Origin of the sequence: Streptomyces sp. ID05-26A, from assembly GCF_033794685.1 — a bacterium.
Taxonomy (GTDB): Bacteria; Actinomycetota; Actinomycetes; order Mycobacteriales; family Pseudonocardiaceae; genus Lentzea.
Map to the genome: position 1 here is coordinate 655,659 of NZ_JARAYZ010000002.1, position 24,987 is coordinate 680,645.

25 protein-coding genes are annotated in these 24,987 nt (G+C 71.0%); 16 read left to right on the top strand and 9 right to left on the bottom strand.

Going from position 1 to position 24,987, the window contains the following annotated elements:
* Positions 1-1,515 carry a carboxylesterase/lipase family protein gene (locus PV646_RS18715; RefSeq protein ID WP_500343440.1) on the bottom strand — a complete coding sequence of 505 codons (1,515 nt, stop codon included), beginning with the start codon at positions 1,513-1,515 and terminating at the stop codon, positions 1-3.
* Positions 1,491-2,987, bottom strand: coding sequence for a carboxylesterase/lipase family protein (locus PV646_RS18720; protein WP_500343441.1), 1,497 nt, complete (start codon positions 2,985-2,987; stop codon positions 1,491-1,493). The genes PV646_RS18715 and PV646_RS18720 overlap by 25 nt, the downstream gene beginning before the upstream one ends.
* Before the next feature lie 145 nt (positions 2,988-3,132).
* On the opposite strand from PV646_RS18720, the gene PV646_RS18725 reads away from it, so the two are divergent.
* Genes PV646_RS18725 through PV646_RS18740 form a run of 4 tightly spaced genes read left to right on the top strand, consistent with a single transcriptional unit; the run spans position 3,133 to position 6,512 of the window.
* The gene (locus tag PV646_RS18725; protein ID WP_500343442.1) at positions 3,133-3,789 is read left to right on the top strand and encodes an HAD family hydrolase; all 657 of its coding nucleotides are present in this window, start codon (positions 3,133-3,135) and stop codon (positions 3,787-3,789) included.
* Positions 3,786-4,790, top strand: a complete 1,005-nt coding sequence (locus tag PV646_RS18730; protein ID WP_500343443.1) for a phosphotransferase family protein — start codon at positions 3,786-3,788, stop codon at positions 4,788-4,790. Before PV646_RS18725 ends, PV646_RS18730 begins: the two co-directional genes overlap by 4 nt.
* Positions 4,790-6,001: an acyl-CoA dehydrogenase family protein gene (locus PV646_RS18735; RefSeq protein ID WP_500343444.1), complete on the top strand. Its 1,212-nt coding sequence runs from the start codon at positions 4,790-4,792 to the stop codon at positions 5,999-6,001. The genes PV646_RS18730 and PV646_RS18735 overlap by 1 nt, the downstream gene beginning before the upstream one ends.
* A gap of 4 nt (positions 6,002-6,005) precedes the next feature.
* On the top strand, positions 6,006-6,512 hold the full coding sequence (locus tag PV646_RS18740) for a GNAT family N-acetyltransferase (RefSeq protein ID WP_500343445.1): 507 nt from the start codon (positions 6,006-6,008) through the stop codon (positions 6,510-6,512).
* Here PV646_RS18740 and PV646_RS18745 read toward each other — a convergent pair.
* Together PV646_RS18745 and PV646_RS18750 are read right to left on the bottom strand one after the other, a co-directional pair.
* Positions 6,509-7,222 (bottom strand): poly-gamma-glutamate hydrolase family protein, encoded by a 714-nt coding sequence (locus tag PV646_RS18745; protein ID WP_500343446.1) that lies wholly within the window; start codon positions 7,220-7,222, stop codon positions 6,509-6,511. The two genes, PV646_RS18740 and PV646_RS18745, sit on opposite strands and share 4 nt — an antisense overlap.
* Before the next feature lie 54 nt (positions 7,223-7,276).
* Entirely contained in the window at positions 7,277-7,708 is a 432-nt protein-coding gene (locus PV646_RS18750) for an Hsp20/alpha crystallin family protein (RefSeq protein WP_500343447.1), read from the bottom strand.
* A gap of 104 nt (positions 7,709-7,812) precedes the next feature.
* On the opposite strand from PV646_RS18750, the gene PV646_RS18755 reads away from it, so the two are divergent.
* Positions 7,813-8,349, top strand: a complete 537-nt coding sequence (locus tag PV646_RS18755; RefSeq protein ID WP_500343448.1) for an HSP18 transcriptional regulator — start codon at positions 7,813-7,815, stop codon at positions 8,347-8,349.
* A 6-nt stretch (positions 8,350-8,355) separates the two neighbouring features.
* Here the strand turns inward: PV646_RS18755 and PV646_RS18760 are convergent, their stop codons facing one another.
* Both PV646_RS18760 and PV646_RS18765 read right to left on the bottom strand, forming a co-directional pair.
* Complete coding sequence (locus PV646_RS18760; RefSeq protein WP_500343449.1) at positions 8,356-9,204, bottom strand: S66 peptidase family protein; 849 nt, start codon at positions 9,202-9,204, stop codon at positions 8,356-8,358.
* A complete protein-coding gene (locus tag PV646_RS18765) occupies positions 9,201-11,087 on the bottom strand; it encodes a dipeptidyl-peptidase 5 (protein WP_500343450.1) in 1,887 nt (628 codons plus the stop codon). The genes PV646_RS18760 and PV646_RS18765 overlap by 4 nt, the downstream gene beginning before the upstream one ends.
* Positions 11,088-11,165: 78 nt before the next feature.
* On the opposite strand from PV646_RS18765, the gene PV646_RS18770 reads away from it, so the two are divergent.
* Complete coding sequence (locus tag PV646_RS18770; protein ID WP_500343451.1) at positions 11,166-11,732, top strand: DUF3090 domain-containing protein; 567 nt, start codon at positions 11,166-11,168, stop codon at positions 11,730-11,732.
* 1 nt (position 11,733) lies between these two features.
* On the top strand, positions 11,734-12,519 hold the full coding sequence (locus PV646_RS18775; protein WP_500343452.1) for an SCO1664 family protein: 786 nt from the start codon (positions 11,734-11,736) through the stop codon (positions 12,517-12,519).
* Here PV646_RS18775 and PV646_RS18780 read toward each other — a convergent pair.
* Positions 12,516-14,963 (bottom strand): KAP family P-loop NTPase fold protein, encoded by a 2,448-nt coding sequence (locus tag PV646_RS18780; protein WP_500343453.1) that lies wholly within the window; start codon positions 14,961-14,963, stop codon positions 12,516-12,518. The two genes, PV646_RS18775 and PV646_RS18780, sit on opposite strands and share 4 nt — an antisense overlap.
* Before the next feature lie 85 nt (positions 14,964-15,048).
* Between PV646_RS18780 and PV646_RS18785 the strand changes: the two genes are divergently transcribed.
* From PV646_RS18785 to PV646_RS18800, 4 genes are all read left to right on the top strand, one after another.
* Entirely contained in the window at positions 15,049-16,083 is a 1,035-nt protein-coding gene (locus PV646_RS18785) for a S66 family peptidase (protein WP_500343454.1), read from the top strand.
* A 154-nt stretch (positions 16,084-16,237) separates the two neighbouring features.
* Positions 16,238-16,666 (top strand): hypothetical protein, encoded by a 429-nt coding sequence (locus PV646_RS18790; protein ID WP_500343455.1) that lies wholly within the window; start codon positions 16,238-16,240, stop codon positions 16,664-16,666.
* Positions 16,667-16,671: 5 nt separating this feature from the next.
* A complete protein-coding gene (locus tag PV646_RS18795) occupies positions 16,672-17,373 on the top strand; it encodes an aminoglycoside phosphotransferase family protein (protein ID WP_500343456.1) in 702 nt (233 codons plus the stop codon).
* Between the two features lie 102 nt (positions 17,374-17,475).
* Positions 17,476-18,282, top strand: coding sequence for a DUF3097 domain-containing protein (locus PV646_RS18800; RefSeq protein ID WP_500343457.1), 807 nt, complete (start codon positions 17,476-17,478; stop codon positions 18,280-18,282).
* On the opposite strand, the gene PV646_RS18805 is transcribed toward PV646_RS18800, so the two are convergent.
* A complete protein-coding gene (locus PV646_RS18805) occupies positions 18,279-18,695 on the bottom strand; it encodes a hypothetical protein (RefSeq protein WP_500343458.1) in 417 nt (138 codons plus the stop codon). The two genes, PV646_RS18800 and PV646_RS18805, sit on opposite strands and share 4 nt — an antisense overlap.
* Before the next feature lie 98 nt (positions 18,696-18,793).
* Here PV646_RS18805 and PV646_RS18810 point away from each other — a divergent pair, with 98 nt between their 5' ends.
* The 5 genes from PV646_RS18810 to PV646_RS18830 all read left to right on the top strand — a co-directional run bounded on the left by PV646_RS18810 (position 18,794) and on the right by PV646_RS18830 (position 23,526).
* Positions 18,794-19,219: an NfeD family protein gene (locus tag PV646_RS18810; protein ID WP_500343459.1), complete on the top strand. Its 426-nt coding sequence runs from the start codon at positions 18,794-18,796 to the stop codon at positions 19,217-19,219.
* Between the two features lie 26 nt (positions 19,220-19,245).
* Positions 19,246-20,451 (top strand): SPFH domain-containing protein, encoded by a 1,206-nt coding sequence (locus tag PV646_RS18815; protein WP_500343460.1) that lies wholly within the window; start codon positions 19,246-19,248, stop codon positions 20,449-20,451.
* 185 nt (positions 20,452-20,636) lie between these two features.
* Positions 20,637-21,059, top strand: coding sequence for a YciI family protein (locus PV646_RS18820; RefSeq protein ID WP_189155357.1), 423 nt, complete (start codon positions 20,637-20,639; stop codon positions 21,057-21,059).
* A gap of 31 nt (positions 21,060-21,090) precedes the next feature.
* Entirely contained in the window at positions 21,091-22,380 is a 1,290-nt protein-coding gene (locus PV646_RS18825) for an RNA polymerase sigma factor (RefSeq protein ID WP_500343461.1), read from the top strand.
* A gap of 69 nt (positions 22,381-22,449) precedes the next feature.
* Positions 22,450-23,526, top strand: coding sequence for a hypothetical protein (locus tag PV646_RS18830; RefSeq protein WP_500343462.1), 1,077 nt, complete (start codon positions 22,450-22,452; stop codon positions 23,524-23,526).
* A gap of 36 nt (positions 23,527-23,562) precedes the next feature.
* On the opposite strand, the gene PV646_RS18835 is transcribed toward PV646_RS18830, so the two are convergent.
* Positions 23,563-24,987, bottom strand: coding sequence for an amidase (locus tag PV646_RS18835; RefSeq protein WP_500343463.1), 1,425 nt, complete (start codon positions 24,985-24,987; stop codon positions 23,563-23,565).

Consider the following 24,987-nt stretch of genomic DNA (forward strand, 5'->3'; position numbering starts at 1 on the left):
CTACAGGATGGACGACCAGAACCCGCACTGGTGATCTCGGGCGAAATCGGCCGGGCCGATCGAGCCGGGCGCGAGTGACTGCACGTCGGCTCGCCATCCGGGGTCCCCGGTGCGGGCGAACCGGCCCCACGCCGCGATCATGTAGTCCGAGACCTCGCGCTGGGCCGGGGTGAGCGTCTGGCCCATGTCGAACAGCATCAGCAGTTCAGAGCCGTGGTAGGCCTTGTAGCCGCCAGGGAACGGCGGGAAGTCCGGGAAGATCATCGGCACGTGCGGGTCGGAGAACTCGAATCCCGAGACTCGGCTGTGCCGGCCCAGTTCCGAGCGTGTCGTCTGCGAGGTGCAGGCCCACGACCTGTCCGTGAGCAGCCGCGCGATCTCGTCGCGGGCGTCACCGTTGCCGTTGACCGGGTACCGGGCTCCGACCTTGTCCGCGTTCGCACCGAACAGTCCGGTCAGTTGTTCCCCGTAGGAGGTCTCGGGGACCGGCTGAGGCCAGAACAACGGTGCGAACAACGTCATCTCGTCGTGCGTCGAGCCCACCAGCGTCGGGACCCGGTGCGTGCGGCCCGTGCGTTGCGCCACGACGGGGTCGATCGGCAGGACCGCGGTGCCGAACGACGGCGACGCGAACAGTTCGTGCACCGTCAGCAACTCGGACACCGGCTTGGCCCGCAGGCACGCCACGTCGGCACAGCCCAGCGTCCCGGCGCCCGCCTTCTCCGTGTCGGCGCGCGAGCGCCACACGGTCGTGAACTCGCCCTGCCCGCCGGCCGCCGGAAGAGACAACCCGCACGGCCCGGACTGGATGATCGCCTTGGCGAACAACCCCGCCGCCCGAGGTGAGGCGAGCTGGGCGCACACGCTCAGCCCACCGGCGGACTCGCCGAACACGGTCACGTTGCGCGCGTCGCCGCCGAACGCGCGGGCGTTGCGTTGCACCCACCGCAACGCCGCCTGCTGGTCCGCGAGCCCGAACGCGCCGGACCCCGCCAGGCCGGGGTGGCCGAAGAACCCGAACACCCCGAGCCGGTAGTTCACCGTCACCACGACGGCGTCGTTCTTGGCCGCGAGCCACGTCGCGTCGTACATCGACGCCGCCCCGGCCGTGAACCCGCCGCCGTGGATCCACACCATCACCGGCCGCGTCTTGCGTGCGTTCCCGGCCGGAGTGGTGACGTTCAAGTACAGGCAGTCCTCGACCTGAGACGACGGCTGCCCCAGCTGCGAGTTCTGCGCGCAGTACGGCGCGGGCACCGTCGCGTCCCGCACCCCCTGCCACGCCGCGACCGGCTGCGGATCGCGCCACCGGTTCTCACCGACCGGCGCCGCCGCGAACGGGATGTTCCCGAACGTCCGCACCTGCTCGGTCACCGTGCCGCGCACGGCCCCCTTGTCCGTGCGCACCACCTCGCCACCGGCTGCGGCCGCGGGACTCACCATCACCGCGCACGTCATCACGGCGGCCACGACCGCCGGCATCAGTTTCCTCACCACGACCCCCAGAACTCGCACTTGTGATCCTTCGTGAAATCAGCCGGACCGACCGCGCCCGCGGCCAGCGACTGCACCCCGGCCCGCCATCCCGGGTCCCCGGTGCGGGCGAACCGGCCCCACGCCGCGACCATGTAGTCCGACAGCTCCCGCTGCCCTGCCGTCAACGGCACGCCGAAGTCGAACAGCAACGGCAGCTCCGAGGCGTGGAACGCCCCATATCCGCCGGGGAACGGCGGCATGCCGGGCAGGAACATCGGCACGTCGCGGTCCGCGAACTCGTACCCCGACACCCGCGCGTGCCGACTGAGTTCCCGACGCGTCACCGAGGCCGTGCAGGACCAGGACTTGTCGGTCAGCAGCCGGGCGATCTCGTCGCGGGCGTCGCCGTTGCCGTTGACCGGGTACCGTGCCGCCACCTCGCCCGCCCTCTGGCCGAACAACGCGGCCAACGTCGCCCCGTACGCCACCTCGGGCACCGGTTGCGGGAAGGCGTCCGGCACGAACAACGTCATCTCGTCGTGCGTCGTCCCCACCAGTGTCGGCACCCGGTGCATCCGGCCCGTGCGCTGCGCGACGATCGGATCGATCGGCAGCACCGCCGTGTCGTAGGCGGGGGAGGAGAACCGGTCGTGCACGGTCAGCAGCGTCTCGACGGGCTGTGCTCGCAGACACGCCAGGTCCGCGCAGCCCACCGTGCCGACGCCGGCCTTCTCCACCTCGGCGCGCGGCTGCCACAGGTGCTCGAACCTGCCCGGCTCACCGGGCACGGGCGCGTCGACCCCGCACGGCCCGGACTGGAGGATCGCCTTCGCGAACAACTCCGCCGCCCGAGGTGAGGCGAGCTGGGCGCAGATGCTCAACGCCCCGGCCGACTCGCCGAACACCGTCACGTTGCGTGCGTCGCCGCCGAACGCGCGGGCGTTGCGTTGCACCCACCGCAACGCCGCCTGCTGATCGGCGAGCCCGAACGTGCCCGACCCGGCGAGTCCGGGGTGGCCGAAGAACCCGAACACCCCGAGCCGGTAGTTCACCGTCACGACCACGGCGTCGTTCTTGGCCGCGAGCCACGTGGCGTCGTACATCGACGCACCGCCGGAGGTGAACGAACCGCCGTGGATCCACACCATCACCGGCCGCGCCGTGCGCGCGCCGCCCGCCGGAGTGGTGACGTTCACGTACAGGCAGTCCTCGGTCAGTGAGGGCGGCTGGCCGAGCCCCGCGCCCTGCGCGCACATCGGCGCGGGCGTCGTCGCGTCCCGCACTCCGTGCCACGCCGCGACCGGCTGCGGATCGCGCCACCGGTTCTCGCCCACCGGCGCCGCCGCGAACGGGATGTTCCCGAACGTCCGCACCTGCTCGGTCACCGTGCCGCGCACGAGACCCTTGTCGGTCCTGACGATCTGTCCGCCGGCCTGAGCCAGCGCACCCGGTGCTGTGATGACGGCGAGTGTCATCGCGGCGGCCAGCGCCGCCGTCGCTATCCGTGCCATGAGTTGTCAGACCCCCTTCGGACTCGAACGTATCGAGGTCCGCGGAGCCCGGGAACCATCCAAAGACCGCATCTGGCATACATCGAAAGGTTGACGAGGCGGTCACCGGTTGCCGACATACCGACCGGTCGGTACCCTCCTGGTCGTGGGTGACACAACGCTTCCGCAGCAGCCCCTGGTCGACGCGCTGATCTTCGACTGGGGCGGCGTCCTGACGGTCTCCGTGCCCGAGTTCGTCGGCGCCTGGCTGCACGCCGAGGCCATCGACCGCGACGTCTACGGCCGCATCATGCGCGACTGGCTCGGCCGCGACGCCCTGCCGGGCAACCCCGTGTTCCGCCTGGAGACCGGCGAGCTCACGGTGCCCGAGTTCGAACGGCTGCTCGCGGCCGAGCTGATCACCACCAGCGGCGCGGGCATCGACGAGACCGGGCTGCTCAAGCGCATGTTCGGCGGCGCCACCCCGGACCCGGCGATGGTCGAGCTCGTCCGCAAGGCGCGCGCCGCCGGCCTGCACACCGCGCTGCTGTCCAACAGCTGGGGCGAGGGCTACCCGAAGGACCTGCTGCTGGACCTGTTCGACACCGTCGTCATCAGCGGGCGCATCGGGCTGCGCAAACCCGACGAGCGCATCTACCACCACACCCTCGAGCGAGTCGGCGTGCCCGCCGGGCGCTCGGTGTTCTTCGACGACGCGCCCGTCAACGTCGAGGCCGCCCAAGCCGTCGGCATGCACGCCTTCCGCCACACGAGTGCCGAGACCACCCGCGCCCACCTCGCCACCCTCGGAGTGAACCTGTGACCGACCTTCCCGGCCTCGACCTGCGGGCCCTGGCCACACACCTGGGCACGGGCCCTCTGACCGGTGAGCTGTTCCGCGGCGGCCGTTCCAACCTCACCTACCGCGTCAGCGACGGCGCCCAGACCTGGGTGCTGCGCCGCCCGCCGCTGGGCCACGTCCTCGCCACCGCGCACGACATGGCCCGCGAGTTCCGCGTCATCTCCGCGCTGGCCGACACCGACGTCCCGGTGCCCGGGGCGAAACTGCTGGTCGAGGACACCTCCGTGATCGGCGCGCCGTTCTACCTCATGGAGGAGATGCCCGGCGCCGCCCTGCGTGAACGCTCCCAGTGCCCGTGGATCACTCCCGGCGACGCGCGCGCCCTGTCCGAACGCCTCGTCGACGTGCTCGCCGAACTGCACTCCGTCGACCCCGCCTCCGTGGGCCTGCAGGACTTCGGCCGACCCGAGGGGTTCATGGCCCGGCAGGTCAAGCGGTGGGGCAAGCAGCTCGACGCCTCCCGCAGCCGTGACCTGCCCGGTGTCGACGAACTGCGCGACAAGCTCGCCGACACCGTTCCCGCCTCCCCGCGCGCCGCGATCATCCACGGCGACTACCGCCTCGACAACGCCCTGGTCACCCAGGAACCCCTCGCCATCAGCGCCGTCCTGGACTGGGAGATGGCCACCCTGGGCGACCCGCTGGCCGACCTCGGCCTGCTCTACGTCTACTGGGCCGGTCTCGGCGCGGACAACGACCCCATCACCGGCGGCGTCACGTCCCTGCCCGGTTTCCTCACCGCCGACGAGCTCGTCGCCCGCTACACCGCCGCCACCGGCACCGACACCTCCGGCCTGGGCTGGTACATCGCCTTCGGCTACTTCAAGCTCGCCGTCATCGTCGAAGGCATCCACTTCCGCTTCGCCAGCGGCAAGACCGTCGGCGCCGGCTTCGAAAAGCTCGGCGCGTTCACCGTTCCCCTCGTGCGGCAGGGACTCGCCGCCGCCCACAAGGAGCTCTAATGGACTTCGCCTACGACGCCAAGACCGAACAACTGCGCGCCCAGCTCCTCACGTTCATGGACGAGCACGTCTACCCGGCCGAAGCGGTCCTCGAACAGCAGCTGCGCGACGCCGCCGACCCGTGGGAACGCCAGCCGATCCTCGAAGAGCTCAAGACAGAGGCCCGCCGCCAGGGCCTGTGGAACCTCTTCCACCCGGACCCCGAGCACGGCGCCGGCCTGACGAACCTGCAGTACGCGCCGCTGGCCGAGATCACCGGCCGCAGCCCCCACCTCGCCCCCGAGGCCTTCAACTGCGCCGCGCCGGACACCGGCAACATGGAAGTGCTGTCCATGTTCGGCACCGACGAGCAGAAGAAGCAGTGGCTGCAGCCGCTGCTCGACGGCGAGATCCGCTCCGCGTTCTGCATGACCGAACCCGAGGTCGCCTCCTCCGACGCCACCAACATCGCCACCCGCATCGAACGCGACGGCGACGACTACGTCATCAACGGCCGCAAGTGGTGGTCCTCGGGCGCGATGAACCCCAACTGCGCGATCTTCATCGTGATGGGCAAGACCGACCCCGGCGCCGAACGGCACCGCCAGCAGGCCATGATCCTGGTCCCGCGCGACACCCCCGGCGTCACCGTGAAACGCGCCCTGCACGTCTTCGGCTACGGCGACCACGCCCACGGCGGCCACGCCGAGATCGTCTTCGAGGACGTCCGCGTGCCGGCGTCGAACCTGATCTCCGGCGAGGGCGAGGGTTTCGCCATCGCCCAGGCCCGCCTCGGTCCCGGCCGCATCCACCACTGCATGCGCCTGATCGGCATGGCCGAACGCGCCCTCGAGCTGATGTGCCGCCGCGCCTCCTCGCGCATCGCCTTCGGCAAGCCCATCGCCGCCCAGGGCGTCCTGCACGAGTGGATCGCCGAGTCCCGCGTCCGCATCGAACAGGCCCGGCTGCTCGTGCTCAAGACCGCGTGGCTGATGGACACCGTCGGCAACAAGGGCGCCCACACCGAGATCCAGGCCATCAAGATCGGCGTCCCGTCGATGACCGAATGGGTCCTCGACAAGGCCATCCAGGCCCACGGCGGCGCCGGCGTCAGCCAGGACTTCCCGCTCGCCGAACTGTGGGCCGCCACCCGCACCCTGCGCCTGGCCGACGGACCCGACGAGGTCCACCGCATGTCGCTCGCGAAGCGGGAGCTGAAGAAGTACCTGTAGAGGCATGGACATCACGCGAGGCGGGCCGGCCGACGTGCCGGCGATCATGGCGATGCTCGACGACGCCCAGGACTGGCTCGCCTCGCAGGGCCGCACCGGACAGTGGGGCACCGACCACTTCTCCGGCAACCCGGCCGCGGTCGAGAGGTTCACCGACTACGCCACCACGAGCACCGTCTGGCTCGCGAAGGCCGGTGGTGACGTCGCGGGCGTGATCGTCACCTCGGACACGCCACCGGACTACGTGCCGGCCGCCGACGAGCCCGAGCACTACGTCCTGCTGCTGCTCACCGCCCGCCCCTACGCCGGCACCGGCGTGGGGGCCGCGCTGCTCGCGCACGCCCGCGACGAGGCCCGCGCCGCCGGGATCGGCCTGCTGCGGGTGGACTGCTACGACGGTGACGACCACCGCCTCGTCGCCTACTACGAGAAGCAGGGCTTCCTCTCGGTGGACACGTTCACCGCGCACGGCGGCACCTGGCCCGGCCGGCTGCTCGCCCAGCGCGTCTAGTTGTTGAGCGCCTCGCGGGCCGCCAGCGCCGCGCGGCAGGCGTGCACGAAGTCCCAGAACACCTCGGTCGTCGTGTGCCGGCGGTCCGAGCGGGAGTTCTCGGCGAACATCGCCGAGCGCAGGGGAGTGGTGAGCTCCAGTTGCCCGCCCTGACGTGACCGGGTGCGGTTCGCGATGTTCGCCCGGTCGTAGCCGCCCAGGATCGGGTGGTCGACGGCGTCGATCGTGTGGAAACCGGCCCGCCGCAGCCGTGTGAGCAGCTCCAGGCGTAACAGCGCGTCGCGGCCGCCGACGAGCACCGCCCGGTCGTGGTCCTCCAGGCCCGCCGCCGCGGCCGTGCAGCCGTGCAGGCCCAGCGCGTGCGACGCGCCCGACACCAGCTGCCGCGCCACTCGGTCGTCGCAGTTGGACGACGTCACGTGCAGCTCGTCGTTCGAGGCCGTGCGCAGGCCCTCGAACATCCAGTAGTCGTGGGTCTGGCCGATCGGCACGCGCGTGGAGGGGTGGTAGCCCGCGATCGCGAGGCACAGCTCCGAGGTGCCGACCTCGATGCCACCGCCGTGCGGGGCGAGGACGACCGACGGGGTGCGGGGCCGGTGCCGCCGGAAACGGCGCCGGTAGTCCACCCGTTCCACCAGTCGGGGATCGGCGTAGAGGTCGGTGTTGGACGCGTAGACGTCCGACGCCGTCCACTGGGGATGGGGTCTCATGGCGGGCGGAAGCCTACCGGGCGTCACCCGGACGGCCGCCGCCCGCCGGGTGAATCAGGCGTCGATCTGCCGGGGAGCGTCCTCGCCACCGGAGATGGCGATCTTGCGGGGCTTCGCGCGTTCCGCGATCGGGATCCGCAGCGTCAGCACGCCCGCGTCGTACTGGGCGTCGATCCTGTCGGTGTCGAGGGAGTCACCGAGGAACAGCTGCCGGGAGAACACACCCAGCGGCCGTTCCGACACCTGCATCTCGACGTCCTTGCCGACCGGCCTGCGCTCCGCCTTCACCGTCAGCACGTTGCGCTCGACGTCGAGGTCGATCGCGTCCGGCGCCACTCCGGGCAGGTCGAAGGCCACCACGAACTCGTCCCCGTCGCGGTAGGCGTCCATCGGCATCGCCGTGGGCCGCGACCACGTGCCCGCCGACCCCAGCACCTGCTGCGTCAGCCGGTCGAGCTCCCGGAACGGGTCAGTGCGCATCAACATCTGACACCTCCAGCCATTTCTCGTAGGACTGTCAATGCGCTGCCCCACCGTTGTAACATGTCGTCGGAACGATGACAAGTCCCCATCGTCATCGGGAGGATGACATGCCGAACGACTACGACTCCGTGCGGTCCGCGGCCGCCTCACCCGGCGACGCCACCGAGGTGCTCGCGGCGTTGATGCTGCTCAGGCAGCTGCGCGACGAACTGTCGGGCTGGGAGCCCCAGCTCATCGAGGCCGCCCGCGCGCTGGGCACGAGCTGGGCCGACCTCGCCCCCGTCCTCGGCGTCGCCAGCCGCCAGGCTGCCGAGAAGCGCTACCTGCGCGTGCGCCGCACCGGCGAGTCCGGCACCGGCGACGAACGCGTCCAGGCCGAACGGGACCGCCGCTCCGGTGACAAGGCCGTCGCCGCGTGGGCACGGGACAACGCCGCCGTGCTGCGGGGCCTGGCCGCCCAGGTCGGCCCGCACGACGCCGCCGTGCAGCGGGCACTGGGCGGAGAGGACGTCACGGACCTGCTCGCGCCCCTGGCGCAGGCCGGTCCCGGACTGCGCGACGGGCACCCCGGGCTCGCCGAGCGGATCGCCGACATCGGCGACCAGACCGACCGGCTGCGCGCAGACGCGCGCCTGCGCCCCTGACACGCCTCAGAGCAGCGTCAACGTCCGCGCGCCGGCGTCGAGGCGCGCCCGCACGCCCATCGGCAGCGACCACGAGCCCGCGCAGTGCCCGAACCCGAAATCACCCAGGATCGGCACCCCGAGCCCCGAGAGGCGGTCGGCCAGCACCGCCGAGACGTCCCCGCAGTCCGTCCACGACCCCAGCACGATCCCCGACACCGGCTCGAACCAGCCCGCCCGCAGCAGCTGCGTCAGGATCCGGTCCAGCCGGTAGGCCTCCTCGCCGACGTCCTCGATCAACGCGATCGCGCCCGGCACCGGACGCGCCCACCGGGGCCCGCCGATCGACGCCGCCAGCAACGCCGCGTTCCCGCCCGTGAGCACCCCACTCGCCGTACCGGGCACCACGGGCGTGCCGGCCGTCCACGACCTCACGCCGTCGAACAGCACCTCACGCAGCCGCGCCTGGGCCAGCGGGTCGTCGACGAAGTCCGAGGTGCCCGGCATCGGCCCGAACACCGTGCGCTGCCCGACCGCGTTGAGCTCGGCGTGCAGCACCGTCACGTCCGACGAGCCCACGAACACCCGCGCCGGCAGGTCCTTCCACGGCACGAGATCCGTCATCCGCAGACACCCGTAGCCGCCGCGCACGCAGAACACCGCCGCCACGTCCGAGCACCACGCCGACACGAACTCCTGCGCCCGTGCCTGGTCAGAACCCGCCAGGTACGGCAACGACCACGGATCCACCACAGGCGTGGTGACCTCGAGGCCCCACGAGCGCAGCACGTCGGCGCCCGCGGCGATCCGCGAGGCCAGGGCCGGGCCGGCCGGTGACACCAGCGCGACCCGATCCCCGGCGGACAGCAGGCTCACTCCGAGAGGTCCAGCACCGGCACACCGGGCGGCACGAATCCGAACGCCTGTCCGTAGAAGGACAGCTCCGCCTCCAGCGCCGTCTTGATGTTCTGCGCCATCCGGAACCCGTGCTGCTCACCCTCGAACGTCAGGTACGCGTGCGGGATCCCCGAGCCGGCCAGGTCCGCGGCGAACCGGTCCGCCTGCTCCGGCGGGCAGATCTCGTCCTCCAGGCCCTGCAACAGCAGCACCGGCCCCGACACCTCCCGCGCCTTCGTCGACGGCGAGCGGTCCCGGTAGCGGTCCGCGGCCTCGGGCAACGTGCCGACCAGGCCCTCGACGTAACGCGACTCGAAGTCGTGCGTCTCGCCGCCCTCCGACGTCCACCCCGCCAGGTCCAGGATCGGGAACGCGACCATCCCGCACCGGTAGACGTCCGTGGAGGTCAGCGATGCCGCCGACGTCCAGCCGCCCGCCGAACCGCCCCGGATGCCCAGGCGCTTCGGATCCGCCGTGCCCTCGGCAGCCAGCTGCTGGGCGACGAACGCGCAGTCCTGCACGTCCACCACACCCCACTGCTCGCGCAGCCGCTCCCGGAACGCCCGCCCGTAGCCGGTCGAACCGCCGTAGTTCACCGCCACCACACCGATGCCGCGGCTGGTCAGGTACGCGATGTCGCTGTCGAGCTTGGGCAGCGCACGCCCCGTAGGCCCGCCGTGCACGTGCACCACGTACGGCGGCAACTCGCCCTCAGGGCCCGCGAAGTCCGGGTTCGACGGCGCGTACACGTACGCCGGGATCTCCCCGAACATCCGCTCCACCGGCACCGGCAGATACGCCGCCTCGGGCAACTCCTCGCCGCCCGTCAGATAGGTCAGCTCACCGTTGGACAGGTCCAGCCGCACCACGGCGAAGTCCGACGTCGGGCCCGCCGCGCCGCAGACCACCACACCGTCGCGCACCGACAGGTCCGCCGCCCACGTCGGCAGGTCGGTCTGCACGTCGGTCACGGTGCCGCTGCGCTCGTCCAGGACCGCGAGGTGCCCCGAGCGCACCACCAGGTAGCGGCCCGGCGACAGCGTCGCGAACCACCGGTTGCCCAGCCGCCACATCGGCCCGCCCAGCTCCTCCTCGCACGGCGCCAGGTTCACGCGCGTGCCGTCGGGGGAGACGCGGAACAGGTTCCACCAGCCGTCGGGATCGGTCAGCGCCAGCAGACTGTCGCCCTCCCACTCGAACTGGCACACCGCCTCGGTCGCCGAACCCGAGACGACCTCGTGCTCCGACGAGCCGACGTCGGCGACGCACAGCTCGGCGCCGTCCCACGGCATCTGCGGGTGGTTCCAGCCGATCCACGCGAACCGCGTGCCGTCCGGGCTGACCTTCGGGCCGGTCATGAAGTGGTGCGACGCGCCCAGCACCCGGACTTCACCCGCCCGGGTGATCGCCACCAGGTCGCGGCGCACGTCGGTGCGCGCCTCACCCGTGACGGTCTCCCGCACGCACCACACCTCGCCGTCCGGGCCCGCCGACAGGTCGGAGTACCGCACCCCGTGATGCCGCTGCGGCGCCTCGGTCAGCGGCGTGGGCTGCGGCGAGTCCGGGTTGAACACATAAACGCGCTGGTCGTCCCAGTGCGTGAACGCCACCCTGTCCTCGGCCAGCACCACGAACGGCCGCCCGCCGTACTCGTGCACCCGGTTGCGGGCGTTCCACGGCGCGGGCAGCACCTCCACGCCGTCGCGCACCAACGCCACTCTGCCGCCCTGGGCCGGTCGGCTCTCCGCCCACCACACCCGCTCGCCGTGCAGGTCGGCCCACTGGAACCCACCGCCCGGCTTCGACGTGTCGCCTGCCGTGATCGGCGAGGTCCAGGTCCCGTACGAAGCGATCTTCACCACAACCCGACCCTATACGCGGAGTGTTTGGTGGGGGAGGACCTGCCGACGATCTCCGCGTGGCCTAGGCTCGTTTCTGCCATGGCTCGCGTCATTCACGTATTCCGCGCACCCGACCGTTTCATCGCAGGAACCGTCGGGCAGCCCGGCGACCGCATCTTCTACCTGCAGGCTTCCGAGCAGAGCAGGTTGATCAGCGTCGCCCTGGAAAAGCAGCAGGTCCAGGTCCTCGCCGAGCGCATCGGCTCGTTGCTCGAGGAGGTGCAGCGCCGCTTCGGCACCGACGTGCCCGACGACGCCCCGCCCGACGACCTCGACACCCAGCCCCTCGACGTGCCCGTCGAGGAGGAGTTCCGCGTCGGCACCATGGGACTGGGCTGGGACGCCGAGTCCAAGGCGGTCGTCATCGAGCTCCTCGCGGTCTCCGAGGAGGAGGTCGACGAGGCCGTCGTGCTCGACGACACCGAGGAGGGCCCCGACGCCGTGCGGGTCTTCCTGTCGCCCTCGGCCGCCCGCGCCTTCGCCGAACGAGCCGACCGCGTCGTCAACGCCGGCCGCAAACCCTGCCCGCTGTGCAACGAACCGCTCGACGCGGACGGCCACATCTGCCCGCGCCAGAACGGCTACCGACGCACCGAAGAAGACTGACGTGGACACCTCCGCGGCCCTGCGGTTGCTCGAACACGGCCGCATCGAGGTCGAAGGACGCCTCGTCGACGCCTCCAACGCCACCTTGTTCTGCAAGATCTCGTTGGACGGCGTCGACGCCCAGTGCGTCTACAAACCCGTGCGAGGCGAACGGCCGCTGTGGGACTTCCCCGACGGCACGCTCGCCGGCCGCGAGGTGGCCACCTACCTGATCTCCGCCGCGTCCTTCGGCGTCGTCCCCCCGACCGTGCTGCGCCCCGGCCCGTTCGGCACCGGCATGGTCCAGCTGTGGGTCGACACCCGCGAAGAGGACGAACTCGTCGACATCATCGGCGTCGACGACGTCAAACCCGGCTGGATCCCCGTCTTCCACGCCCACGACCGCTTCGGCGACCCCGCCGTCCTCGTGCACGCCGACCACCCGCGCATCGCCGAGATGGCCGCCTTCGACGTCGTCGTCAATAACGCCGACCGCAAGGGAGGCCACGTCCTGCACGCCCTCGACGGCGCCATCTACGGCGTCGACCACGGCATCTGCCTGCACACCGAACCCAAACTCCGCACCGTGCTGTGGGGCTGGGCCCGCGAACCCCTGCCCGAGACCGTCGTCGAGACGCTGCGCCGGCTGAGGTCGTCGCTGGACTCCGAGCTCGGCGAGACGCTGCACGACCACCTCACCCGCGCCGAGGTCCGTGCCGTCGGCGAACGGGTGGAGAAGCTGCTGGCCGCCGGTGTCTTCCCCGAACCCTCCGGCGACTGGCCCGCGATCCCCTGGCCGGCGTTCTAGGTCAGCTGCTCGGCCAGCTTCGCGATCTCGGCGCCGTCGTAGTCCCGCAGGATCGCCAGAACGCCTTCGCGGAACGACCGGTGCCGGTCCCCGGACAGGCCGTACCTGCGCACCTCGATCTCCCACCGCACGGTGTCGCTCGTGGCGCGCGCGAGCGCCGTCAACGCGTGCACGCCCTCGACGCGCCGGTGCAGCGCCCTCTGCGACGCGGGCCAGCGCGCGACGATCTCCGCCAGCAACACCAGGTGACACGCCCTGCGCACCGCCGCCGGCCCGGTCTCGCCGTCGATGCGGCTCAGCACCCGCACGTAGAACATCCACACCGTGACGATCCGCTTCGCCTCCCGCACCGACAGGTCCGGCTGCGCCGCGAGACGCTCCGCGAACCGTTGCTTCACCTTCTCGTCGTGCTCCAGCGTCATGACCGTCGGCGGCGTGTGGATCACCGCGGCCCTGGAGACCTCGGGCCGCGGCTGGGCCGGCACGAACCCCCTCAACGCCGCCACCTCCTCCTCGGTGACGACGAGGTACTCCGGCCTGGGCGGCGTGCCCAGCAGACCCTCCAGCAACGGCTCCACCTGCGTCCGCGCCACTCTCGGCAACGGCAGCGGCAACTGGATGAGCTTGCGCAGGAACGTCCACCCCGGACTCGGATCGGCGCTGTCCCGCCCGGCGTCCGCCACGACCAGCGCCGAGTAGGCGGCGTCCAGGTGCGCGGCGGTGGCGGCCGCGTCGATGCCCAGCACGAACCGGATCGACGGGAACGACCCGCTCAGGAACCCGTTGATCGCCTCGAACACGTCCGCGGTCGTGCGAGGAGAGCACCGGTCGAGGTCGTCGATGAACACCACCAGCAGCGTCCCCTGCTCACCCAGCTCCCGGATCAACCGGTGCACGTCCTCCTGCGCGCTCTGCAACTGCCCCTTGCGCGTGCGCCGATGCGGATCCCGCAGCGGATCGTCGGTCCCGACGGCCGTCGAGTACGAGCCCATCGCGCCGGACGGCCCGAACAACTCGGCCGGCAGCAACGTGTCGGCAGGCCGGACCAGGTACCGGAAGGCCGTGTGCGCGAGACCCAGCCCGAGCAGCACCCCGACCAACCACAACGCCAGGCCCACCGTCTCCGGGGCACGCGCCAGCTGAGCGAGGATCGGCACCGGCAGCGCGAACACACCCAGCCGCAGCAACGGCGACATGATCCGCTTGCGCAACGTCCGCTGCACGTGCCGGCGATCCAGCTGCTCGGCGTTGTGCGCGAACCAGAAGCGCTGCAGCGACGAGCTGGAGTTCGTCGCGATCACCGGCGCGCCCGTGCTGACGATGCAGTCGTTCAACCCGGCCCACACGTGCTCACTCGTCTGGCACGACCACGGGTTGAACATCGCCGTCAGCACCCTCGGCGCGGTCACGTCCTCACGCGTGCGGCGGTGGAACCAGCCGCTCAACGTGAGGTCGGCGTCCCACGCCCGCAGCTTGCGCCGTCGCCACCGCGACACCTGTTCAGCCCACAGCCTCGGGCGTGCCGCAACGGGCCCGGCCGATTCGAGCCGGGCACGGGTCATCTCCATGAGCGTGCTCTTGCCCGCACCCCACGCACCCTCGATGGCGATCACCGTCGGACCGGCCAGGTCGTGGTTCTCGTCGGTGTGCGCGAGCAGTTCCGCCAGTGACTCGACGAACGCCTCGCGGGACAGCAGATCGGTCTCCGCGACCCGGTCGCCGTGCCCCATGGTCCGCAGCAGACGCACGAGATCGGGCTTCTCCAGCGTGAGCGCGAGGGACAGGGCGAACGTCACGGCGTTCTCCGCCGCCGGGTAGGGCAGCGACAACCATGCGTTGTCGACCGCCCGATGTGCCCAGCCAATGACTCCGTAGATCATCAGCACGGGTACGTGGCCCGGTGGGGAACCGAACCGCTCGGTGTCGATCACCGCTGCCTCGCCGAGGTCCAGCAGGACCGGCCGAGTCAGTGTGATCACGTCGCGGAAGGTGGCGGCCGGCCTGAAGTGAACCGAGCAGGGCGTTCCGTCCGAGCGCCGCGGATCCCAGTCGGAACCCGCGACCGCGACGGCTCTCTCCAGCATCGGCGCAGGCGCTCGCCGGCTGCTGCGACGTGGCCGGACGCCGCCCTGGCTTTCGAAGTCCGTGGCCACCACGACGTCACCGACCGCGACATCGGACCTCACGGCCTCCGCCGTGCCCACCACGAGCACCGCCCTGGGGCGCAACGCCGAGACGACTTCAGGCGTGACGACGTTCTCCAGCGGCTGGCCCTTGCCGAGGTGACCGAACGCGACCTGGACGGTGGTGCCGACAACGGTTCCGATCGACAACTGCGGGAATGCCTGCGACCGCCCGATCTCGACGAGCCCGATCTGCACCGGCGTGAGGGCCGTGTCGTCGGCCAGGATCACGGCGTGCACCTCGGTGTCCGGCTCAGTCACCTGTGATCACCGCAACCCCCGCGTCGACGTCCGGCATCGGTTAACTTCGCACCCTCCGCGCCCGGCGTTACTACGCTCAGCGACCATGTCGTTGAGCAACCCGCCCAAGCCCCAGCCCGGCGACCGCGTCGCGATCGTCTCCCCGGCCGCCGGTATCGCGGGCCTGTTCCCCCTGCCCCACGAACTGGGCCTGCGGCGCCTCGAACAGGACTTCGGCCTGATCCCGGTCGAGTACCCCGCCACCCGCAAGATGGGCTCGACCCCGCAGGAACGCGCGAAGGACCTGCACGCCGCGTTCGCCGACCCGGACATCAAGGCCGTGATCGCGACGATCGGCGGCGACGACCAGATCACCGTGCTGCCGCACCTGGACGAAGAGCTGATCAGGGCCAACCCCAAGCCGTTCTTCGGGCACAGCGACAACACCAACCTGCTGACGTGGCTGAACAACCGCGGTATCGCGGGCTTCTACGGTGGCAGCGTCATGGTCCAGTTCGGCAGGCCGAAGGCCATGCACCCGGCCACCCGGGACTCGCTCAAGGCCGCGCTGTTCACGCCGGGGGAGTACCGGCTCACCGAGAGCCTGGCCTACGGCGACAAGGACAGCCCCTGGGACGACCCCGCCGCCTTCGACACCGAACCGGTCCTCGAACCCAGCGGCGGCTGGATCTGGCACCAGCCCCACAGCACGGTCAGGGGCAGGTCGTGGGGCGGGAACCTGGAGATCCTGTCGTGGCTGATGATGGCCGGCCGCGAGATCAACGCACCCGAGCACTACGACGGCGACGTGCTGTTCTTCGAGACCAGCGAGGAGATGCCGTCCGCGACCGAGGTCTACCGGATCCTGCGCAACATGGGTGAACGCGGCCTGCTGCAGCGGTTCCCGGCCGTGCTCGTCGGGCGCGCGAAGGCCTGGTTCTTCACCAACCAGGACACCGACCGCGCCACCCACACCACGCAGCAGCGCGAGGCGGTGCTCCAGGCGTTCAGCGAGTACGCGCCCGACGCGATGATCGTGTTCGACGTCGACCTCGGCCACACCGACCCGCAGGTGATCATCCCCGTGGGCGGCGCCATCGAGGTCAACGGGCCGGACCGCACGATCACCGTCACCTACTGACAGTGGTGCTCATCGGCGAACTATTCCTTGCCCATTGACATGTTCCAATTGAGACGGGCCGGGTGTTTGACGTGCGGATCACCGTGCCCCTATCTTGCTGGAGGCTTTCTGACCTGCGTGAACATTCGAATTGTGAATGCGGGAAACGGTTGACATGACCTATTTCGAACGGATCGTCGTCGTGGGCGCGGCCGATCTCGGCGCGTGGGCGGCCGCGTGCCTGGCGCGACGATTCGGGCCCGTCGACCTGATCGGGCCCGGCGCCGAACGGCTCGCCGACGCCGGAGTGCGGCGCTACCCGCACGCCGTCGTGCGCGACTTCGACCTCGACACCCCGGCCGTGATCGTCGACAACGACGGCGGACGGCTGCAGCGGCTGGTGTGCGACCGGCTGCTCATCGCCGGGTGGCCCGTGCCGTTGCTGCCCGCGAACAGGTGGGTGATCGACGGCAAGGTCGTCGTCACCGGCGACGGAGCGGACCTGCGGCTGCTGTCCACCTGCTTCGACGCCAACGGCCTGTGGCGCCCGGCGCTGGCGGACTACCAGTTCCGCCGCCAATCCGGAGCGAACTCGCTAATCTGAGTTGAGTGATCGATGAGGACGCCAGAGCGCGGCTGACCCGACGATTCGGCACCGGTGTGTCCGCGTGGATCGACGCGCTGCCCGACCTGGTCGCCACCCTCGCCGCCCGCTGGGGTCTCACGAACCTCACCCCCGTGCCCGGTGGCACCGGTGCCACGTTCCTGTGCACCGGCGGCGTCCTCAAAGTCACCCCGGACCACGACATCGCCGTGCACGAAGCGCGCGCACTGGCCGCCTGGGCCGGCACACCCGCCATGGTCGGCCTGCTCGACGCCGACCTCACCCGCGGCGCCCTGCTGCTCGAGACCATCGCGCCCGGCACCCCGGCGACCGACCCGGCCAAGGTCGTCCCGCACCTGCACGAGGCGAACCCCACCGGCTTCCCGCCGCTCGAGGCCCGCGTCGACTTCCTGTTCGAGACGCTGCTCACCCGCCGCACCGGCACCTACTACGCCACCGAACACCACCGCGCCCGCAAACTCGCCGAGGACAACGTCACGCCCGTGCTGCTGCACGGCGACATGCACCCCGGCAACGTCCTGCAAGGCCCACGCGGACCGGTCGCGATCGACCCACGCGCCTGCGTCGGCGACCCGGCCGTCGACTGGCTCGACTTCGTGCACGGCGGCTACGACCTGCACGGCGCCGATGTCGACCTCGACCGCGTCCACGAGTGGCTCACCGCCTTCAAACCGTTCTACGGCTAGGCGCTGTCCTGCGAGTTCGTCTGGTGAGAGACGCCGTCTCCGGGGCCCTCGGCCGCCGCTGTCACCCGACGAGACTTGCAGGACAGGGGCTAGGGTCTTCGCGTGCGTTCCCACGACTACGGCCGCGACATCCTGTCCACCCCGAAGCGCAAGAAGGTCCCCGAGATCACGGCCGAACCCGGCCTCGTCGTCGAGGACCCCGCCAGCGGCTTCTGCGGAGCCGTCGTGAAGTTCGAGTACGGCCAGGTCGTCCTGGAGGACCGGCACGGCCGGCAGCGGCTGTTCCCGCTCAACCCCGCCGGGTTCCTCGTCGACGGGCAGCCCGTCACGCTCGTGAAGCCCGCGCCGCGCCCGCAGCAGCCGAAGATCACCGCGTCCGGGTCGGTCAAGGTCGAGGGACTCAGGGCGCGCACCGCGAAGGCCAGCCGCATCTGGGTCGAGGGCAAGCACGACGCCGAGCTCGTCGAACGCGTCTGGGGCCACGACCTGCGCGTCGAGGGCATCGTCGTCGAACCCCTGCACGGCGTCGACGAACTGCCGCAGCGCATCCACGAGTTCGGCACCGCGCCGCACCGCCGCCTCGGCGTCCTGGTCGACCACCTCGTCGCGAACTCCAAGGAACAGCGCGTCGTCGACGGGATCCGCGACGACAACGTGCTCGTCACCGGCCACCCCTACGTCGACATCTGGCAGGCCGTGAAACCCCAGGCCGTCAAGATCAAGGCCTGGCCGGTCGTCCCGCGCGGCACCGACTGGAAGACCGGCGTGTGCGAGCGGCTGGGCTGGGGCGAGACCTGGGAGGGCTGGCAGCGCGTGCTCGGTGCGGTGAGCAGCTACCGCGACATCGAGTCCGACCTGCTCGGCGCCGTCGAGCGCCTGATCGACTTCGTCACCGTCGGACAGGACTAGGGATCGCGCCGCTGGGGCGCCCAGGCGATGAGGTTCATGACGACCGAGCCGAGCGTCAACGCGCCCAGCATGACGCCCAGCACCCAGAACACCTGGTCGTTGTCGGCCAGTGCCGCGTCCACCACCCGGCCGTCGACCAGGTCGTAGCGCACCTCGACCCGCGAGCCCTGCTCGTGGGCTGACCCGTTCTCCGACAGCGTCTGCACCTGTTTGGTGCCGTCGGGCAGCGCGTACTCGACGCGCACCGACGCGCTCTTGCCCGACTTGATCCGCTCCTGCACCGTCGCCTCGGCACTGGCCCAGGAATGCTGCTCGGTCGCGGTCTGCAACACGACCACCAGCCCCACGGCCGCACCCACCAGCACCAGCCCGGACACGAACCGGCCCGTCCGCGACTTCACCGTCTTCGCCACGCCCTTTTCATCTGCCGTTGATCGATTTCGTTACGGTCCGGGGCTCAGCACGGTGAATCTTCACGCTGCGTGGTCCCCGTTGGTGTATGACTGGGCTCATGGCCGCGCTGATCTGGCTGATCGTCGGGATACTGCTCGTCGTCGCCGAGGTTCTCTCCGGTGACTTCGTGCTCGTCATGCTCGGCGCCGCCGCGCTGGCCGCGGCCGGGGTGTCCGCAGTGGGCGCCGCCGACCTGGTGAGCGTGCTCGTCTTCGCGGCCACGTCGCTGGGCCTGATCGTCACGGCCAGGCCGTTGCTCAAGAAGCGGCTGCAGCTCGGCTCGAACGTCCGGATGCACCACGAGGCGCTGCTGGGCAGCCGGGCCGTCGCGGTGACGAAGGTCGACGAGCACGGCGGGCAGGTCAAGATCGGCGGCGACACCTGGAGCGCGCGCACCCTCGACGGGTCCGTGATCGAAGAAGGCGAAGCCGTCACCGTTGTCGAGATCTCGGGCGCCGTCGCCGTGGTGATAGCCGCGGTGTGAGCGCCCTCAGGAGGGTGTGAACCGAGTTGGACCCGATCACCGCTGTGATCGCCGCCGTCATCGCGATCTTCGTGCTGACCATCGCAATCAAGTCCGTGCTGGTCATCCCGCAGGCGCAGGCCGCCGTCATCGAACGCCTCGGCCGCTACCGCAACACCGCGGCACCCGGCCTGAACATCATGGTCCCGTTCATCGACAAGGTGCGCGCCCGCATCGACCTGCGCGAGCAGGTCGTGTCGTTCCCGCCGCAGCCGGTGATCACCCAGGACAACCTGACGGTGTCCATCGACACCGTCGTGTACTTCCAGGTCACCGAGCCGCGCTCGGCGGTGTACGAGATCTCCAACTACATCGTCGGTGTCGAGCAGCTCACCATCACGACGCTGCGCAACCTCGTCGGCGGCATGAGCCTGGAAGAGACGCTGACCTCGCGTGACCACATCAACGGTCAGCTGCGCGGCGTGCTCGACGAGGCGACCGGCCGGTGGGGCCTGCGCGTGGCCCGCGTCGAGCTCAAGTCGATCGACCCGCCGCCCTCCATCCAGGACTCGATGGAGAAGCAGATGCGCGCGGACCGCGAGAAGCGCGCCATGATCCTCACCGCCGAGGGCCAGCGCGAGTCGTCCATCAAGACCGCCGAGGGCCAGAAGCAGTCGCAGATCCTCGCGGCGGAGGGCGGCAAGCAGGCCGCCATCCTGTCCGCCGAGGGTGAGCGGCAGGCGCAGATCCTGCGGGCGCAGGGTGAACGTGCCGCCCGCTACCTGCAGGCGCAGGGTCAGGCGAAGGCCATCGAGAAGGTCTTCGGCGCGATCAAGGACGGCAAGCCCACCCCGGAGGTGCTGGCCTACCAGTACCTGCAGACGCTGCCGCAGATGGCGCAGGGCGACGCGAACAAGGTCTGGATGATCCCGACCGACTACGGCAAGGCCCTCGAAGGGTTCGCCAAGATGCTCGGCGCCCCCGGCGAGGACGGCGTGTTCCGCTACGAGCCACCTGTCGACACCACGCAGCGGCCCAAGCCCGAGGACGACGACGAGTCGGTCGCCGCCTGGTTCGACCTCAAGTCCGACCCCAAGGTCGCCGAGGCCGTCGCCGCCGCGGAGGCCGTCGCGCGCCAGGAGGTGCCCGGTCCGCTGAGCGCCTCGCCGCGCTCGGTCGGCGCCGCGTTCCCGGTGCCGGAGCTCGAGGCGGAGCAGCCGCGTTCGCTGCACCAGCCCGACGACCGGGTCTGAGCAGCACGACGACACGCCCAGCGGCCCATCCCGATCACCGGGGTGGGCCGCTTCGTCGTCTGAACTGCGAAAACAGAAATTCTCGGGAAATTCCGGGTCGTGTGTCGATCCGGTGGGTCTCCCGTTCGACCTGGGCGTGAAAGGGTCCCCAACGGACCCGCACGAACCATCTGGGAGAGACCGACATGAAGTTCATGCTGATCTGGCGCGTGACCTCCGACGAGGCCTGGGGCAACCTCGGTGAGATCGACTTCGACCAGATGCTCGAGACCGTCGGCAAGTTCAACGAGGAGCTCATCGAGGCCGGCGTCCTGGTCGCCGCCGAGGGCCTCGCCCCGGCCGAGGAGGGCGTGGTCGTCGACTTCTCCTCCGAGCCGCCGGTCGTCACCGACGGCCCGTACGGGGAGACCAAGGAGCTGTTCAACGGCTTCTACCTGATCAACGTCCCCACCATCGAGGACGCCATCGGGTGGGCCAAGCGCACGCCGATGACCGCGGCCGGGTTCAAGACCGAGATCCGCCGCGTGCCGACCATCGACGAGTTCCCGCAGGACAACGAGTGGATCAAGAAGGAACGTGCCTGGCGCGAGTCCACGGGTCAGCTCTGAGCCCGCTGCCCGTTGATCTAGTTTGGGTCCCATGAGCGACCCCACGGGACGCAAGGCCGTAGCAGCGGTGTGGCGCATCGACTCCGCGAGGATCATCGGTGCGCTCACCCGCTACACCGGCGACTTCGCGCTGGCCGAGGACCTGGCGCAGGAGGCACTGGCCGAGGCGCTGGTGACCTGGCCGCGCGAGGGCGTCCCGAACAACCCGGCGGGCTGGCTGCTCACCGTCGGCCGGCGCCGCGCGATCGACGCGTTCCGCCGCCGCAGCGCCCGCGACGAGAAGTACGCCGCGATGGCCCACCACCTGCCCGAGGGAGGCGCGTTGACCGGCGCCGACCCCGGGCCCGCCCCCGACGACGTCCTGTGGGACCCCGACCAGATCGACGACGACACCCTCGCGCTGATGTTCACCTCGTGCCACCCGGTGCTCTCCCGCGAGTCCGGGGTCGCGCTGACGTTGCGCGTGATCGGCGGTCTGACCAGCGACGAGATCGCGCGCGCGTTCCTGGTGCCCACCGCGACGGTGCAGGCGCGCATCACGCGGGCGAAGAAGTCCCTGGGCGCGGCCGGGGTGCCGTTCGAGGTGCCGCCGGTCGCCGAACGTCCCGCGCGCCTGGCCCAGGTCCTCAGCGTCGTCTACCTGATCTTCACCGAGGGCTCGTCCGCGAGTTCCGGCGACGAGGTCATCCGCTTCGACCTGGCCGGCGAGGCGCAGCGGCTCGCCCGGATCCTCTCGCGGCTGATGCCCGAGGAACCCGAGGTCCACAGCCTGCTGGCGCTGCTGGAGCTGACCGCCGCCCGCTTCCCGGCGCGGCGCGGCCCCGACGGAGAGACGGTGCTGCTGGAGGAGCAGGACCGGCGCCGCTGGGACCGTCCGGCGATCGCCCGGGGCCGTGCCGCGCTCGCGAAGGCCACCGGTGCGGGCCGCGGGTACGGCTACTACGGGCTGCAGGCCGCGATCGCGGAGTGCCACGCGCTGGCGTCGTCGGTCGAGGACACGAACTGGGGCCGCATCGTCGCCCTCTACGACGGCCTCGGGCGGCTGGCCCCGTCGCCGGTCGTGGACCTCAACCGGGCCGTTGCCGTGTCGATGGCGCAGGGGCCCGCCGCAGCGCTGCCGATCGTCGACTCGCTGGCGTCCGCGGACGCGTTCAAGGACTCGCATCAGCTACCGGGCGTGCGCGGAGAGTTGCTGCGCCGCCTGGGCCGCCTCGACGAGGCCCGCACCGAGCTTGAGCAGGCGATTCGATTGTGCGGCAATGAACGTGAGCGGGAAGTTCTGACGAGGAAGCTGGCCGAGCTGTCGCCATCTGACCACTGAGGGTGAACATTAAATCCGATAGGGCGACATCCGTAGCACTCGACCGGGTGACGCGGTAATGATGTTGTGATGGACTCGCTGCCCGCCACCGTGGCCTCCGCGCTCGTCGAGGCCGACAGCGAGACCGCCGACTGGCCCGCCCGCTGGCAGGCGCTGACCGCCGTGTCGGTCGAACTGCAGTCGCTGCTCGTCACCGATCCCGGCCCGCGGCTCGTCGCGTTGATCGAGCAGATCGTCACCCAGCTCGCCGACGGGGTCGCGTCCAGTCGCACCCATCGCGTCGAGCTCGCGGAACTGGCCCACCGCGTGCTGGGCACCCACGCCCGCGCGTGTGCCGAGACCGCCCCCGACCCGCTGCGCCTGGCCGACTGGCTGCTCGACCTGCAGCTGCGCCACCCCGACGCGCCCGACGTCAGCCTCTCGGCCTACACCGGCGCCCTGGACGACGACGGTCTCGCGCGCTACCGGGAACGGGCGGTGGCGCTGTTCGAGCCGCTGCCGGTGATCGGGTTCGGCGAGACCGGCCGCTACGACCGCGCCCGCTGGGCGTTGCTGCGCGTCATGGAGGAGCTCGCCGAGTACACCGACGACGTCGACCTGCAGCTGCTCGTGCTGTCCAAGGACCTGTCCTCGGGCTGGCACTACCTGCAGGTCGCGACCGTGCTGCGTGACAACGGCCGCTCCGAGGAGGCCCTGGAGTGGGTCGAGCGCGGGCTGCGCGCCGTGGGCGGTCGGGGCGCGGCACTGCGGCTGATCGACCTCGCCGTGGAGGAGCACCTGCGCCGGGGGACACCGCAGCGCGCGGTGCAGGTGTGCCGGGAGGCGTTCGTCGCGCGCCCCAACCTCGACGTGTACCTCAAGATCCGGGCACTGGTCGTGCACACCGACGACTGGCCGCCGTTGCGTGCGGAGCTGGTGCAGCACCTCGTGACCGACGGCAGCCGGCTCGCGATCGAGGTGTACCGGCGGATCGTGGAGGTCGAGCTCGCGCGCCGGGGGATCGAGGAGCAGGAGCTGCTCGTGGAATGGCTCGCACAACTACGCGGTCTGCAGCCCGACGCGTTCGCCGACTACCTGGACCACATCAAGTCGCGGCACGTCGCGGACCGCGAACTGCTCGACGAGTTGTCCCGGCGCGGATTCTGACCATTACCGGTTCGGATAGTCCGTTCTCGTACTATCCTAGTTCGCATGATCGAGGCCGGAGGGGAGCCGGTCCGCCCACGGCCGAGCGCGCTCGAGCTGGGCGGAGACCGACAGCAGCGTGCACTCGTCGTGCTGGCGGCCCACGAGCTGCACCGCGAGAGGCAGACCGGCCGACGTGCGACCGGCGGGAACGGACGCGGCGGGGTTGCCGACGATGTTCCACAGCGGCAGGAACGTCGTGTAGTGCGACGCCGCGAGCAGAGCCGTCACGACGTTGCGGCCGTCCCACTCGCCCACGCGGATCGGCGGGCGGGTCAGCGCCGGGGTCAGCAGCACGTCGATCGAGGTGAACACGCGGTTCGCGTACGCGGTGAGCGTCGCGTCGTCCTTGGCCGCCCACCGCGCCGTCGCACGAGGGACGCGGCGGCCCAGTTCGCCGACCGCGCGCGTGCGCGGCTCGACCAGGTCCGGCAGCTCCATGCCCTCACGCGCCAGGTAGGCGTTGTGCAGGTAGCGGGCCGCGAACTGGGTGGAGGCGGTGACGTCGCGCATCGGCGGGTCCAGGCGGACCACGTCGTGGCCGAGGTCGGTGAGCAGTGCAGCGGTGTCCTGCACGACGTCGCGGACCTCGTCGGCCAGGGCGATGCCCGGACCCCACGGCCGCAGCGACACCCCGATCCGCAGCCGGCCCGGATCGGTGCGCGCGGCGTGGGTGAAGCTCGTGCGCGGAGGGTGGGCGACGTGCGCGTCACCGGGGGCCGCGCCGTGGATCTGGTCGGCGACCAGCGCCCAGTCCAGCACCGTGCGGGTGATCGGTCCCGCCACGACGAGACCACCCCACATCTGCGGTTCGGGTGCCAGGGAGACGCGGCCGCGCTGGGGCTTGAGCCCGAACAGGCCCGTCACGGCGCAGGGGATGCGGATCGATCCGGCGCCGTCGGTGCCGATCGCGGCCGCGGCCAGTCCCGCCGCCACCGCCGCGGCCGAACCGCCGCTGGACCCGCCCGGGGAGTGCGTCAGCGACCACGGGTTGCGCGTCGGCCCGGCCCAGGAGCTCTCGGTGAACGGCCACAGCCCGAGTTCGGGCATGCGGGTGCGGCCGATGATCACCGCTCCGGCCTCGCGCAGCCGCGTGACGATCGCGGCGTCCGCCGGCTGCGGGGTGCGCGCGGCGTTGGTGCCCTTGGTGGTGGGCAGGCCTTCGAGCGCGATGTCCTCCTTGACCGCGATCGGCACGCCCAGCAGCGGCAGGTCCTCGCCCGCGGCCCTGCGCTCGTCCGCCCTGGCCGCCTGCGCGAGGGCCTGTTCGGCGAAGACCAGCCGGAACGCGTTGAGCTTCGGGTCGATCCGCTCGATGCGGCGCAGGTGCTCGGCGACCAGGTCGCGCGCGGTCACCTCACCGGACCGCACGGCGTGCGCCTGCCTCGCGACCCCGGCGAAACACAGCTCCGTCAGCTCCAT

Coding starts and splice junctions, on each gene's coding strand:
- PV646_RS18720 (WP_500343441.1), bottom strand. CDS start 2,987: ATGGCACGGATAGCGACGGCGGCGCTGGCCGCCGCGATGACACTCGCC.
- PV646_RS18735 (WP_500343444.1), top strand. CDS start 4,790: ATGGACTTCGCCTACGACGCCAAGACCGAACAACTGCGCGCCCAGCTC.
- PV646_RS18740 (WP_500343445.1), top strand. CDS start 6,006: ATGGACATCACGCGAGGCGGGCCGGCCGACGTGCCGGCGATCATGGCG.
- PV646_RS18745 (WP_500343446.1), bottom strand. CDS start 7,222: ATGAGACCCCATCCCCAGTGGACGGCGTCGGACGTCTACGCGTCCAAC.
- PV646_RS18750 (WP_500343447.1), bottom strand. CDS start 7,708: ATGTTGATGCGCACTGACCCGTTCCGGGAGCTCGACCGGCTGACGCAG.
- PV646_RS18755 (WP_500343448.1), top strand. CDS start 7,813: ATGCCGAACGACTACGACTCCGTGCGGTCCGCGGCCGCCTCACCCGGC.
- PV646_RS18770 (WP_500343451.1), top strand. CDS start 11,166: ATGGCTCGCGTCATTCACGTATTCCGCGCACCCGACCGTTTCATCGCA.
- PV646_RS18785 (WP_500343454.1), top strand. CDS start 15,049: ATGTCGTTGAGCAACCCGCCCAAGCCCCAGCCCGGCGACCGCGTCGCG.
- PV646_RS18790 (WP_500343455.1), top strand. CDS start 16,238: ATGACCTATTTCGAACGGATCGTCGTCGTGGGCGCGGCCGATCTCGGC.
- PV646_RS18810 (WP_500343459.1), top strand. CDS start 18,794: ATGGCCGCGCTGATCTGGCTGATCGTCGGGATACTGCTCGTCGTCGCC.
- PV646_RS18820 (WP_189155357.1), top strand. CDS start 20,637: ATGAAGTTCATGCTGATCTGGCGCGTGACCTCCGACGAGGCCTGGGGC.
- PV646_RS18825 (WP_500343461.1), top strand. CDS start 21,091: ATGAGCGACCCCACGGGACGCAAGGCCGTAGCAGCGGTGTGGCGCATC.
- PV646_RS18830 (WP_500343462.1), top strand. CDS start 22,450: ATGGACTCGCTGCCCGCCACCGTGGCCTCCGCGCTCGTCGAGGCCGAC.
- PV646_RS18835 (WP_500343463.1), bottom strand. CDS start 24,987: ATGGAGCTGACGGAGCTGTGTTTCGCCGGGGTCGCGAGGCAGGCGCAC.